We start from the raw sequence: 13,455 nt of genomic DNA on the forward strand, positions 1-13,455 counted from the left end.
ATTTCATGGGTCTTTTCATGAAAAAAATAATTATTTTTTTGCTTGCATTGGCACTTCTAATTACTGCGGGGAGTGCCTCGGATTGGGAAGTGGACATCACTTACATGGTCAATTCAACCTCAGGTTTTGTCACAAGTTTTGATGAACTTGCATTAGGTACAAAAACAAGTGCAACAGATCGTTATGATGAAGGAATTGATACTCGTGCAGCACCTTTAAATCCGGATGGCAATGGACAGTATATCAAAGTTTCCGGTTATTCGGAGAAGTTATACAAAGCATTTTGTTCTCCATTATCATCAGAAGTAACAACGAAAGAATGGATATTATATCTGGTTGTTGGAGATAAGGAAGAAGAAGCGACAAGGGCTATAACATTGTCATGGGAAAATAGTAATGTTCCTGAAGAAATTTCTTCAATAACAATGAAAATTGGTTCTGATTTAAAAGACATGCTCACGGAGAGGCAGTGGTCCTTTTCAAGGGATGGAGATGAACTTACAACTAAAGTTTATATTTATGCTGAATATGGTGCAGAAACAATACCCGTTTTTACAACTATAAATATTACTCCAGAAAGTCCCTCTATTGTTGTTGGTGCAAAAGAGATTTTTAATGCTTTACCAAGAGATCAGAGTGAAAATATTATGGATTCAGCTGAGCTAAATGTTGTGTGGTCATCATCGAATACAACTGTCGGAGCAATTGATCAATCCGGTTGTTTCACTGCTCTTGCTCCGGGTGAAACAACTGTTACTGTGTCATCTGAAGGAGTTTTTGGTAGTATTACTGTAACAGTTAGTGATAATGATGGACGGGGATGGGCAGATAGTATAACTGCAACTGAAGTTACACCAACAGAAGCAAAACCAACTGAATCACCACTAAGTGGAGTTTATTCAGTAGATGAAAATACACAGCAGTTTACAGCTACTCTCGATAATAATAGTGTTGAGTTAATTTCTGGTAATAATTCTGAAGCTGAAGTTTTGGAAACATCAACAGGTGATAAGTCACAAAATACTGGTGAAGTGATAAATAATGAAGATCATGTGACTGCCAACCAGTCAGCTGATAAAGAAACACCCGGGTTTTTGTTTATTCCAGTGATAGTAGCGTTAATTATTGCAACTCTTTGTTCCATATACAAGAGGTAGTTGTTATATTGATGGGTCGTTTTAAATTCCTTCACTAACAACGAGATCGACATCGGTGATTCATCAAAAGTCGCCTATGCAGTAGCAGATAAAGTTGAGCTTACTGTTGAAGAGGCAGATTTCAATAATGATGGTCAGTTAGATGTTGGTGATGAGGCTGTTGCGTGAATAAAATTTGATGGATAAATGGATTAAAAATTAGTGGCTGTGGGACAATATTCTCCAAAAACCAGACAATTGTCCTGTGAAATTATCTTATTGTCTACAGAAAAATAACCGTGCAACAGCCTCTGATGCTGCAAAGATTGCGTATTATCTCATCGGAAAAATCCCAACACTATAATCCCAAACAATTTTTCTAAAAACACTCCTATGAAAAACTTCTGTTTTTCATCCATCATCTATGAACCATTGCTCATGGGTGACTTTTTTCTACAAGACTCATTATCCCGGCTAAAATTCCGGCTAAAAACCCATCTGCCACCAAAGGGTTCATTTTAAATAAAATCCTGACAACAATATATATTGACCGGGGGAACTGATTCAGTAATTATAACCGGAAAAGTAAAAATCCGGATAACAATTAATGTTTGGATATATTATCAATGTCTCGGTATAATATTGATGTTCAGATATAATATTAGAATCCGGATGAATATTTAAAATCCGCAACAAAGACAAAATTAACCGAAATCTAAACAGATAAATCATAAAATGCATTTTGGGGGTGCATTATATTGTTAAGATTACATTTGGGAAACAGATCATTACATCCATGTGGTAAATTAAGACAGATATTATATCTGTCTGTACTAATTTTTGCAGTAATACCTCTCTCATATTTTAAGGACGATGAAGAATCCGGCAGAGATGAGATCTGCAACCGGAAAGCGCACAGCCGTGAATACGGCTATGCCGCAGAGAGCAGAGAGTACATACACAGAATAAGCAACAGTGAATACTGTTACAAAACATCACCGGAAGGGTATTTATCTGACGGGTCAGATTCAAAAAAAATCCGGATAAACCATCCTGAAATTCCATCCGGCACCAAACCTGAGATCAGGGTTCCGGTTTCCGGCGACAAAATAAAAATTCTCGACATCACAGACGGTTATATCAGATTAATCAACGGAAATATCACCATTAACCTGACACAGTATCGTGCAGACGGTGAAGAAAAATTATCCGATAAACTGCTGATCTACTACTCATCAGGCACTGGTCAGGAAAACCTGAACTCTCCGAAGTTAACACTTGGCGGCTCAGGAATTGACCTGTCAGATTACAACTATCACATCAGCATCTTCAGCAACTGCCGGCAGATGGAAAATTATACCATCCTTAATTATGACAGTAAGAAAACATTCCACCTTGACGGATGCCTCGATTCAAGTCCTGATACAGAAAATCATCCTGACCCATATCCTGTAAAACCGGCAGAAGGTCAGCTGGGCTTATGCGACCTAATCATCAGAAAAGGCGAAAAAATTACATTCAGGGTGAATGCAGAACTGGATAATAATTTCCGGATTCCAAAGGGTATGTCCGTTAAAGTCAGGCTGTATTTAAATTCCGGGGAAGAATATATAGACTCAGAATCACAATGCCTGAATGACAACCTGCCGCAGGATTTTATCCTTACGTACAGGCCAAAAGATTACAAAGAGATATACTGCATAATTCCGGTAGTCTACGCGGAAAAGACTGCAAACTGACCTGAATTATAACATCTCCAAAAACCGGATTACTTATAATTCCGGTCAAAAAAAAATATATTTTTACATAGATAATCATCCCATCAGGGCTGATCATCTCCTCTCATACTTCCTGAAGAAGTAATAAACCCCTCCGGCAGCACAGACCAGAAGGAGAATTCCAAAAATACCGATTAAAGAACTCTCATTTATGATAATTCTTATATCATCGCTCTCCTCTTCCTGATCTGACACAACTTTTACTGTAATCTTATACTCCGAAGCAGCAATGCTTGCCGGAGGTATAACCTTCAGATTAACTGTCTTACGTTCGCCCGGACCGATTGACGGAATAGTTTCAGGAACAGACTTTACATTCCATCCTTCAGGGGCAGATACCTCAATATGGACGTTGGTGAGTGATTCACCGGAACCTGTATTTGCAATCCTGACCGGAATATCAACCGAATCCCCTTTAGTCACGTCATAGCGGTATTTATCTGAAAATACAGACATGCCGATATTTCCTGAGATCTTAGCTTCAAGATTTTCCCTGTACTCACCATCGGACGAGGTTATAAGGGCCTGAAATTCATAGTCACCCTTACCGGCAGAGTATGGTGGAATTACCTCAAGGTAAACCGTCTTATCAGCACCTGACTCTATAAATATCCTTGATACACCTGCACCTGAGTCCTTATCCTCCTTATACCTGAAGTACCATCCTTCAGGCAGTCCGTCTCCTCCAAGCTCAAAGAGATCATCACTCTTGCCGACATTTGAAAGCTTAAGTTCAAATTGTGGTTTATCACCGACAGAAGCTGTCACAACCGGAGACTTGACATCAATGTTAAGACCGAAGTTCTTCTTCTCAAGCATTATTGTTCCGGCATCGGTTGTATATCCGGATTTAATCGATATATCGTCCTCTGTTTTGGTGCTGTATCCGTCACATTCAACTTTCAGGTAATACTCGCCCTGGTCCACCTCGGTTCTTATTTCACCCTCAGCAGAGGTATATACTGATGTAATTTCAGCATCGCCCTTTTCCCGGAAAACACCTATTTTTGCACCTTTAATCTTCTCATCCTGGTCATTTACAACAACGGCCTTTAATACCCCTGTCTCTCCTGCATGTGTCTTGTCAATGATAACATAAAGCCACATCCGTGCATCGTCAATTCTGACCCTGACCGGATATGTGTCAACCGCAGTATCGCCATCCGTATCTATCTCAAAAGTGACAGTAATCGACTGTCCTTCAGTTAAGGCCACCCTGTCAATCTCGAAATCGCCGGAATAGAACCTGAATTTCCAGCCTTCTTCTCCCTGAAAGGTATCATAATTCAGTTTTTTAGAGTATGTGCCCTCATTGTTCTTAATATTCAGATCAAATTTGATGGTTTCCCCGGCTTCGGCAATCTTTCCGGGGTACGTGCAGGAGAGTTCTACATTCTGACCTGAATCTGCTGATACAACAGCCGGCATAAATACCGATGATACCAGCAGAAATATTATGGATAGTTTAAATATCCTCAGAAATTTGTTTTTTAACATAATCATCTCACATCAAGCCTCATGAATTTAATATATGCTGCTGAGAAGAACGCCACCGGAATTACAATCAGGGATAAAAGGTTAATCCAGATCCCGCCTATAATGTCCATGAATCCGGGTTCTTCAGGCTCTTTCATCTCTCCCGGCATAATTCCGGAATAGTACATCTCTTTCTGGGAAAATGCCTGCGGGTATGTAAGATAGCCTGTAATATACTGGAAGTTGTTCGTTGGTGAGAGCAGGTTGATAAAGTCTGATATCATCTGGCGCTTGTCCCAGTAATTCCGCATATCCTCCTGGTACTGCTGGAATACTTCATTATCCTCATAGGGATCTTTATAAGCAGAGACTTCAGTAACTTTTTCTCCGTCTGATGACGATGAGACAACAACTGAATCATATGCGACTTCTCTGACCTCCATCATTGCCTCTTCCGGAAATTCAGGCGGAGGTCCGGTGATGAGATCCATGGTTGGTCCCCAGACAAAGACCGGCAGAAGGCTTGAGAGGAATACAAAGATTATCAGGGTATATACAAGCGAACTGCCGCTGTCCTTTGAAACGGTGGACATAAAGAGTGATATTGCAAAGTATGAGAATATCATCAGGAATGCAGCAAACCCGAAGAGAACCAGAAGCAGAATCTCACTGCCTGACGGAACGATCGAGAAGATGAGCATTGTCGCAAAGGCAATTAAAAATGTGACCGCAAGTGCGGCAACAAGGGCGATAATTCCGCCGATTGCCTTACCGTTTATGACTTCGTCACGGAATATCGGGTGCGAGAGAAGAATCTTGAGCGATTTGCTCTCCTTCTCCTTTGTTATCAGGTCAAAACCCATTGCAATACCAAGAATTGCACCAAGAGATGCCAGAAGTGTTCCGACTCCGGAGAAGATGGTCATTACAGACGGCTTAAACATGCCCCAGCTGATCTCATCTCCGATCTCAGCCTGATTCTCGTTATACTGTTCAATCTGTTCATTATACTGTATTGAACCTGATGCCATGCCGATGATGGTTACGGCAAGGATTATTCCAAGAAAAAGCAGGAATTTCCTGCTGTATATATGGTCCTGAAACTCCTTTTCAGAGATTACAAAAAGTCCTTTTGATTTCAATTTTCAGGCCTCCGGGTTATAGTATGAGAGGACTGCATCCTCAAGTGTGGTCTGATCAATGCAGAGTTCTTTAATGAGCACATTGCTCCGGTTTAAAATCCGTGAAATTTCGGAGCGGACATCTGATGAGGCAGTAATGACAGCTTTTTTTCCATCTGCTGATATTTCTGTGCCGGTAATTTCAGGAATGTTTAGCTCCGGAATTTCAGTCTCTGCTTCGAGATTGATTATAATGCTCTCAAGACCACAGATGTTCAGGCTGCCTGATAACTCCTGCCATGAACCGCGATGGACAAGTTTTCCCTCCTGCATGATGCCGACATCAGAGCAGACTTTGCTCACCTCTGATAAAATATGGGATGATACAAGCACTGTCTTTTCTGAGTCCGAGATCTGTCTGATTATCTTTCTGTAGTCTGAGACACCCTGCGGGTCAAGGTTTGCGGTTGGTTCGTCAAGTATTACTACAGACGGGTCGTTTATGAGAGCTTTGGCAATTCCAAGCCTCTGCCTCATTCCCTTTGAATATCCGCCGACAAGTTTTTCAACTCCTGAAAGGCCAACGAGTTCAAGAAGTTCAGGGATTTTTTTCTCCCGGAGGTCTGGTTTCATATCGTACAGTTTTGCAAAAAAGGTAAGGTTCTGCATTGCTGTCAGATTTGGATAAAATCCGACATCTTCGGGCATATACCCGATATTTCTCTTGACCTCTACCGGGTTTTTTGAGACCTCGACCCCGTCAATTAAGCACTCCCCGGATGTCGGCTGAATCAGCCCGCAGAGCATTAATATTGTAGTACTCTTTCCGGCACCGTTAGGGCCTAACAGTCCGAATATTTCCCCGTTTTCAATTGTCAGGGAGAGATTGTCAACGGCATTTATACCGTTGTAGGTTTTGGTGAGATTTTTAAATTCGATCAATGTATCATATCCTGTGATTCAGGAGGAATACCCCCGTTTTTTCAGATAAATGTTCAGCTTTATCACTTATCCGATTCTTGAATTATTCGGATTTTTAATTTTTCCGGATGAAAAGATCATTTATATCCATTTTGGGCAGTAGAAATATCTGATATAAATCCGGAAATCCAATAATCGTAATTATATGGTGTGTTCAATAATATATATCCAATGATCACTTCAGGTTTTTTCGTAGTTATCGGTGGTTATATGCCGGGAACTTTTCTTCCCCGGACCGCAGGATATATATGAAAAAATGACTCTTTGTGGGTGTATTGTTTCTGCCTGATTTCCGGCAGTTCAGCTCTGTGATAATTCTCTCTTATCCGGGTATTACAGGGTTTTTGATTCCCGGAAAAATTTGTATATGTCCGGAAGAATATCACTTCAGGACAGTGATCCTTCCGTCAGTTCCCGGCGAAATCGGTGAATTTTCTGAAATATCATCCACAAGAAGATTTTCAAGATTTATCTCAGTATTGAATTTCCGGCTGTCAGCAATCGCTTCAAGATTGGTATAGCCGTCCCCTCCGCCGGAGATGTAGTCATTTACAGCAACAGTGTAGGTTTTAGAAGGTTCAAGGGGCACAGTGCCTGATTCTGTCACAACTGACAGGTTTTCTATCCGCATGCCTGCACACTTAATGATGCCTGAGTCTGATGCTGAATCAGAATCCTGACTGCCGGAAGATAAACTGCTGTCATAATCAATACAGAAAGGATCTGCCTTTGTGTTAATATCAAACCTGATTCCCGAAACCTGCAAAAATCCTCCGGATGGTGCTCTGTCCTCACCCGGACAGTTATCGCCGTCAATAATTATTGCAGATGCTGAGCGTTCAAGTGTCTCCTTAATCTCCTCACCTGTCATCTCAATTTTGACGATGATATTTTCATATGGCAGAATTTTGCTGACAGTAAGATATGTTATCTCACCGGCAGGGACGATACAGTCGCCCCGTATTGACCCTGAATTTATCATTGCAACATCAACACCGGGCACATTTTTCCGGATAGAATCAACAACGAGATCTCCGGAATTTGCCTCACCGGTTCTAAGGGTGGATTGGCGTAAGTCAAGAGGGACGGTTGTGTATCCTATAGGTTTAGAGAGACTTTCATTGTAGTTTTCATAATATGGCATTACATAAGAGGTGATGGCATCATCGTCCGGCAGATCTTCTGTAATCTGGTAGCGTCCTATTGAACTGAAAGTGACATCCCTGTCCTCAACTGTCAGATCCACAGTATCCATCTCCTCACCATATTTTCCGGAATGGACAATCAGAGTATCTTTTCCGCTGGCAGAAGTTACTGTCTCGTTCCAGACAAGATGGTCATGCCCGCCTATGATAAGATCAATTCCGGGTACAGACTCTGCAAATGAGAGGTCTTCATCTCTCTCCTGATGTGTGAGGGCAATAATTATATCCACACATTCGTCTTTTAGTGATCTGACTGCTGAGTTGCCCTTCTCTGTGGTATTCCTGTACAGAATGACATCATCATCAAGGTTTACGATTCTGTCAAGCTGCGGAGTAATAATCCCAAATACACCGACCTTCAGACCGTCTGCCTCAAGGATGGTGTAATCCTCTATGGATGAGTTCAGTTCCGGATCAGTGAAATCGAGGTTTGTGCAGATTACCGGATATGAAGCATTTGTGACCCACTGTTTAAAATTTCCGGTGGAGAAGTCGAAGGCATGGTTTCCGGGAACAGCAGCGTCAACGCCTGCCATGGAGTATGATTTCACTTCCGGAATTCCGGAATACATATGATAAAAACTGCCCTCTCCGAGATCGCCTGCAAAGAGATATAACGTATCCTCATCTTCTTCCCCTAAGGAATCTGCAAGTGCTCCGATTCTCCCTATCCGTGTCCCTGTATCGTTATCGCTCATCGGGAATATGTGGCTGTGTATATCAGGAGTTGCAATAATTCTGATATTCTTAAAACCAGGTAATTCTTCGGATGGCATCTGGATATCCGTGGCATATTCTTCAGGCGGGGTCTCATTGGCTGCCGGGTCGTAAACCGGATTTTTTGGCAGAGCAAATGCAAAAAGTATGACTGTAAATATTACGGCCAGAATGATAATTCCGGCAAAGAGTTTATTCTCTGATATTCTTCTCATAATTAATTCCCATTTATTTGTTTTTCTATAAATCTCCCGGATATTTTGTATTATCCGGGTTTTATGACTTATTCCTGATTCCCCTGTATTTTGGCAGATTCCCGTCTGCAGCAGAATAACATTCAGGTGATGTAATAATAATCTGTAATGTGAGGATTTATAGGTTCACTCATGCCTGTGCCGGTGGTGAATATCAGGTCTGTGGGGATGCTCATGTGAGAATTCCTCATGGGTGTGGATATGTGAGTGGTAGCCGTTTTTGTCTACCGGAGGATCTGTCGGGAGATGATCGTGGTAATGATGAAGGTCGTCATGGCAATGCCGGTGCTCATGAGTCTCAGCCGGATGGGTGTGCATATGTGAATGGTTCTCGGTTGCAAGTAGGTACAGACCCACTGCCATTAACGGCAGAACCAGGAAGAACATTGAATTTGGCATATCCCGGAATATCAGGAAGGATATTATCACTCCAAATGCCGGGTTCATACCGAATATTGAACTTGCACGGGCTGCTCCAAGTCCACGGAGACCATAGAAGTACAGTGTCACCATAAGGCCGCCGAATGAGAGGAATCCGACTATCATTGCCGGAATCATAATCTCAAAGGGTGGAAATTCCCCGCCGTAAATTTTTGCGATTATAAAGAGGACCACTCCTGCACCCCATCCCTTTGCAAGGACAATTAATACAGGATCTTTGGATGAAATTTTTCTGCCCAGATTGCAGTCTATTCCCCAGCAGACACAGGTCAGAATGACACCGACTGCACCGAGCGAGAACCCGAATTCACTTCCGGGAGAATATGTCAGGCCGAGGCAGGCGAGGGTGATAAGGCCGAGTGCAGCCCATACCCTTCTGCCGACAGGTTCGTGAAATATCGTTGCTGCTATTGTCGTTGCCGCAACGGCTTCAAAACAGAGGAGCATTGATGCAGTCACTGCCGGAGTGTACTGGAGGCTTACCATCAGGATTAATGTTGAGAGAATTGAGCCGAAGAAGACTGAGCCTGCAAGCCAGGGGAGATCTTCTCTTTTAAGCGGGGCTTCACTCACATTTCTGCTCTCTCTTTTCTTCTGTTTCAGAAATATTTTTGAAATGATGAAGCATAAGGAAAGCCCGGTTGCACTGCCGAGATAAAGCACAGATGCAAGGGTTAAAGGCCCTATGTCGTTTAGAAGAAGTTTAGCAAGCGGAGTTCCGGCTGCGAAGAGTGCTCCGGCTGTAAGCACACATAATACGGGGATTAATTTCCGGCTCATCATAAGGGTGCTTACATATAGTCACGGTTTTAGGATATAGATTTTTAATTTGCTAAAAATGGGTGGATATTACAATTATATTTCAGTTCACAATCACTTCTTCATCAGCTATAATTGATCCAAGTCTGTTATCTTTAATAACAACCCGCCAGTTGCTCTCCTTAAAGGGCTTAAGGTATGACCATCCGCCCCCCCAGTTGCTGTCGTCCCCGATTCTTGCATAATCATTGGTGATGTAATACTGGCCGTTTATATTCGTGGATACAGTAAAATAATAATATACAGCACCCGGATTTATCTTCTGGCCTTTCATCGTTATTGACTGCATTGCCTCATGGCAGTTGCCATTTGGGTCAAAGAGCATGAATTTAATCCCCTCTGTCCCGGCATAAACCCCCTCTTCATACTGAAGGTCAAGTTCATTCCCGGCAATGAACTCAATTTTTATTGCATCTGCATTCCATTTGTCCTCCCCTGAAAGACCCGGAACTACTTCTGCATTCATCATTGCGTACTGTGGTTTATACCCGGAAATTGCACTGCTTCCGGGGATATTTATTATATACGCCGAAACCACGCCGGCAACTGCCATCAGAAGAAATATCATAAGAATACTCCCGATATTTCCCGAAACCCCTGAATCATCCATATATGTCTGTTGTTATAATTGCAGATAAAATTTTTTATTTATATCATGGTTGAAAAAAGTAAATTTTCCGGATTAAAATATAATTTTATCTGTCATCCGGGATTTTTGCAGTAATTGTTACAATCAGAAATTATATTGTATCTGTTGTCACTCTTCGTAATTTTCAACAATCACCTGCATCCAGTCCGGAATTTTGACATCGTCCCTGGGATAAAACTCAATTACATATGGCTTAATATCAATAACAGGGCTTTTGTCAATGGCATCAAGTCCTGATACTTTAAGGACATTTCCGCTTACTTCCAGGAGGCGGACGACCTTTGTCAGGACAGGGTTAGGTCTTGCCGGGCTGCATGTACAGAACAGTCCGGTGAGTGGATTGGTTTCAACGCCCATGGGGTGGACTTTCTTAAGGCGGCGGCCGTCCTCTGTTACCTCATGCCCCCAGTATATAATTAGAATATGTGAATATTGTTCAATATCTTCTAACAGTCCTGCATACTCTTCCTTGAGTATAATTTCAGATATGTCCTCCCTGACAGAGTGAAACTTCTCCATCGTCTCTTCATACTCACCGTTTATTTTAAGGCCGTCTTTTCCTGCAATAAGCGGGGGCTTTGATACATTGTTTTTCACAATACCAATCGGCCGGATAACAATATCCTCAAAATTATCAACTTCAGAATCATCTGCATAAGCAGGTGTGTTTCTCTTTTTTTCAGCCATATTAATCTATATTTTTATTTCAGGCAATTAAAATATGCTGATATTATAGTGCACTATGTGACCTTTAGGAATAACTGAGGTGATATCAGAATCAGACCTGCTTTGATCCTGAAAAAATACCTGTCCTGATGCTTATGGTTGGGTTCATTGATGTATATTGTTTCCTTCTCTGTGGGTGGATGCGCTCTTCTTTCTATAGTTAATATAGTTATCTATATTTGTCCGTATTTGCCGCTTTCAATTACGATTATTCTTATATAGATTATGACTAACCTTTATTGGAACATGACAATCAATGACGTTGCAATGAACCCGAACGAACTCGTTCAGTTTCTGAAGAAATCACCTTCAGAATTTACAAAAGACGATATCGTTGCCTTCTGTGAGGCAAAAGGTATTGAGATGGTAAACTTCCGCTATGAAGGCGGAGACGGTCAGCTCAAGATGCTGAACTTTGTTATCTCATCAAAGGAATACCTCAACACAATTCTCACAGACGGAGAGAGGGTTGACGGAAGCAGTCTCTTCTCATTCGTTGGAGCAGAGAGCAGTGATCTGTATGTAATCCCACGCTACAGGACAGCTTTTGTAAATCCATTCACAGAAATCCCGACACTTGAGATTCTCTGTTCATACTATGACAATGAAGGAAAGCCACTGGCAACCTCAGCAGAAACAATCCTTAAGAAGGCAGACGCTGAATTCACAAAGCAGACAGGTGCAACCTTCAAGTGCCTCGCAGAACTTGAGTACTACGTAATCGGCGACAAGGAAGATACATTCCCGCCTGTTGACCAGAAGGGATACCACTCAGTTGAGCCGTTTGTAAAATACGAAGAACTCCGTGTTGAAGCAATGAAGCTCATTGCACAGGCAGGTGGAAAGATCAAGTACGGCCACTCTGAAGTAGGATGCTTTACCCAGGGCGAAGCATACAACGAACAGCACGAGATTGAGTTCCTTCCAATGCCGGCAGAGCAGGCAGTTGAGTCACTCATCATCGCAAAGTGGATGGTCAGAATGCTCGGATACAGATACGGTGTTGAGATCAGCTTTGCTCCTAAGATCACAGTCGGAAAGGCAGGTTCAGGTCTTCACATTCACATGCTTGCAGAGAAGGACGGCAAGAACATGCTTGTTGAGAACGGTGTACTGAGCACAACAGCAAAGAAGATGATTGCAGGTGTTCTTGACATCGGTGATGCAATTACAGCATTTGGAAACACAGTTCCTACATCATACCTCCGTTTAGTTCCACACCAGGAAGCGCCAACAAACATCTGCTGGGGAGACCGCAACCGCTCAGTTGTTATCCGTGTCCCGCTCGGATGGAACGGCTTAACCAGCATGACTCTCGATGCAAACCCTGGTGACGCTACAATTTCACTGGACAGACCATCAAAGCAGACCTTTGAATACCGTGTCGGTGACGGATCAGCTGACCCATACCTCCTTGTTGCAAGTCTTATCGTTGGATCACTCCACGGACTTAACATGGCAGACGGACTTGAGAGAGCGGAGGATCTCTACGTCAATGTAAACATCTTCGCACCTGAAAACGCAGACCGCCTTGCACAGCTCAAGCAGCTCCCTGTTTCCTGTGAGGAATCAGCTGATGTTCTTGATGCAAAGCGTGCAGTATTCGAGGAGAACGACATCTTCCCGGCAAACATGATTGACGCAAGAATCGAGATGCTCAAGGCATACAAAGACAAGGGTCTCTCGGAGAAACTCTACGGTAACGATGAAGCTATCGCAGAACTCGTTGCAAAATATATCCACATTGCATAATTCAATATAAAACCCAAAATCATTTTTTTCTGACATCTTCCTTTTTATTAACTAATGTTGTCCTCATGTAAATGTCCGGTTCTCTTTTGAAAATCCGTTTTTAAGACCGGCTGAAAATTACCCGGTTTTCTGCACGTAAGTTCTGTCTTTGTTTATAGTGCAGAACCTAAGCGTTTTAAGAATGCCCGGAGTGAAACTGAGAGCATTACGGGATATGCACTCTAATCACACTACATAATATCAAGCAAACTTTCCGGAAATTTTTGTATTATACTATTGTTTAGTCATACCTCAATTGCCGGTTGAGGGCATTTTGATTTTCTCCTCGTATTGTCCATTGTAAATTGCAAATTTGCTTTATTATTCTGATCACTTCTGGAAATTTGACAAAACTGACTTG

General features: G+C 42.2%; 10 protein-coding genes. 3 read left to right on the forward strand and 7 right to left on the reverse strand.

The genetic code is table 11. The annotated features are described in order from the left end of the window. Window positions 1-17 precede the first annotated feature (17 nt). On the forward strand, window positions 18-1,157 hold the full coding sequence (locus L6E24_RS00065) for an Ig-like domain-containing protein (protein ID WP_257742703.1): 1,140 nt from the start codon (window positions 18-20) through the stop codon (window positions 1,155-1,157). A gap of 752 nt (window positions 1,158-1,909) precedes the next feature. Then, on the forward strand, window positions 1,910-2,875 hold the full coding sequence (locus L6E24_RS00070) for a hypothetical protein (RefSeq protein WP_257742704.1): 966 nt from the start codon (window positions 1,910-1,912) through the stop codon (window positions 2,873-2,875). 93 nt (window positions 2,876-2,968) lie between these two features. Here the strand turns inward: L6E24_RS00070 and L6E24_RS00075 are convergent, their stop codons facing one another. From L6E24_RS00075 to tsaA, 7 genes are all read right to left on the reverse strand, one after another. Next, the gene (locus L6E24_RS00075; protein ID WP_257742705.1) at window positions 2,969-4,342 is read right to left on the reverse strand and encodes an NEW3 domain-containing protein; all 1,374 of its coding nucleotides are present in this window, start codon (window positions 4,340-4,342) and stop codon (window positions 2,969-2,971) included. Window positions 4,343-4,413: 71 nt separating this feature from the next. After that, a complete protein-coding gene (locus tag L6E24_RS00080) occupies window positions 4,414-5,532 on the reverse strand; it encodes an ABC transporter permease (RefSeq protein WP_257742706.1) in 1,119 nt (372 codons plus the stop codon). A 3-nt stretch (window positions 5,533-5,535) separates the two neighbouring features. Beyond that, window positions 5,536-6,453: an ABC transporter ATP-binding protein gene (locus L6E24_RS00085; RefSeq protein WP_257742707.1), complete on the reverse strand. Its 918-nt coding sequence runs from the start codon at window positions 6,451-6,453 to the stop codon at window positions 5,536-5,538. 421 nt (window positions 6,454-6,874) lie between these two features. Continuing rightward, window positions 6,875-8,629 carry a bifunctional metallophosphatase/5'-nucleotidase gene (locus L6E24_RS00090; RefSeq protein ID WP_257742708.1) on the reverse strand — a complete coding sequence of 585 codons (1,755 nt, stop codon included), beginning with the start codon at window positions 8,627-8,629 and terminating at the stop codon, window positions 6,875-6,877. A 165-nt stretch (window positions 8,630-8,794) separates the two neighbouring features. Further along, window positions 8,795-9,859, reverse strand: a complete 1,065-nt coding sequence (locus tag L6E24_RS00095) for a DMT family transporter (protein ID WP_257742709.1) — start codon at window positions 9,857-9,859, stop codon at window positions 8,795-8,797. Window positions 9,860-9,971: 112 nt separating this feature from the next. After that, window positions 9,972-10,538 carry a hypothetical protein gene (locus tag L6E24_RS00100; RefSeq protein ID WP_257742710.1) on the reverse strand — a complete coding sequence of 189 codons (567 nt, stop codon included), beginning with the start codon at window positions 10,536-10,538 and terminating at the stop codon, window positions 9,972-9,974. A gap of 147 nt (window positions 10,539-10,685) precedes the next feature. Continuing rightward, window positions 10,686-11,264 (reverse strand): tRNA (N6-threonylcarbamoyladenosine(37)-N6)-methyltransferase TrmO, encoded by a 579-nt coding sequence (gene tsaA, locus L6E24_RS00105; protein WP_257742711.1) that lies wholly within the window; start codon window positions 11,262-11,264, stop codon window positions 10,686-10,688. A gap of 264 nt (window positions 11,265-11,528) precedes the next feature. On the opposite strand from tsaA, the gene L6E24_RS00110 reads away from it, so the two are divergent. Then, window positions 11,529-13,055 (forward strand): glutamine synthetase family protein, encoded by a 1,527-nt coding sequence (locus L6E24_RS00110; RefSeq protein ID WP_257742712.1) that lies wholly within the window; start codon window positions 11,529-11,531, stop codon window positions 13,053-13,055. The last annotated feature ends 400 nt before the right edge of the window (window positions 13,056-13,455 follow it).

The organism is Methanoplanus endosymbiosus, from assembly GCF_024662215.1.
GTDB lineage: Archaea > Halobacteriota > Methanomicrobia > Methanomicrobiales > Methanomicrobiaceae > Methanoplanus > Methanoplanus endosymbiosus.

Bases quoted from the DNA above. Each gene is read 5' to 3' on its own strand.
- L6E24_RS00065 (WP_257742703.1), top strand. From the start codon at position 18: ATGAAAAAAATAATTATTTTTTTGCTTGCATTGGCACTTCTAATTACT.
- L6E24_RS00075 (WP_257742705.1), bottom strand. From the start codon at position 4,342: ATGCCGGCTGTTGTATCAGCAGATTCAGGTCAGAATGTAGAACTCTCC.
- L6E24_RS00090 (WP_257742708.1), bottom strand. From the start codon at position 8,629: ATGAGAAGAATATCAGAGAATAAACTCTTTGCCGGAATTATCATTCTG.
- L6E24_RS00100 (WP_257742710.1), bottom strand. From the start codon at position 10,538: ATGGATGATTCAGGGGTTTCGGGAAATATCGGGAGTATTCTTATGATA.
- tsaA (WP_257742711.1), bottom strand. From the start codon at position 11,264: ATGGCTGAAAAAAAGAGAAACACACCTGCTTATGCAGATGATTCTGAA.
- L6E24_RS00110 (WP_257742712.1), top strand. From the start codon at position 11,529: ATGACTAACCTTTATTGGAACATGACAATCAATGACGTTGCAATGAAC.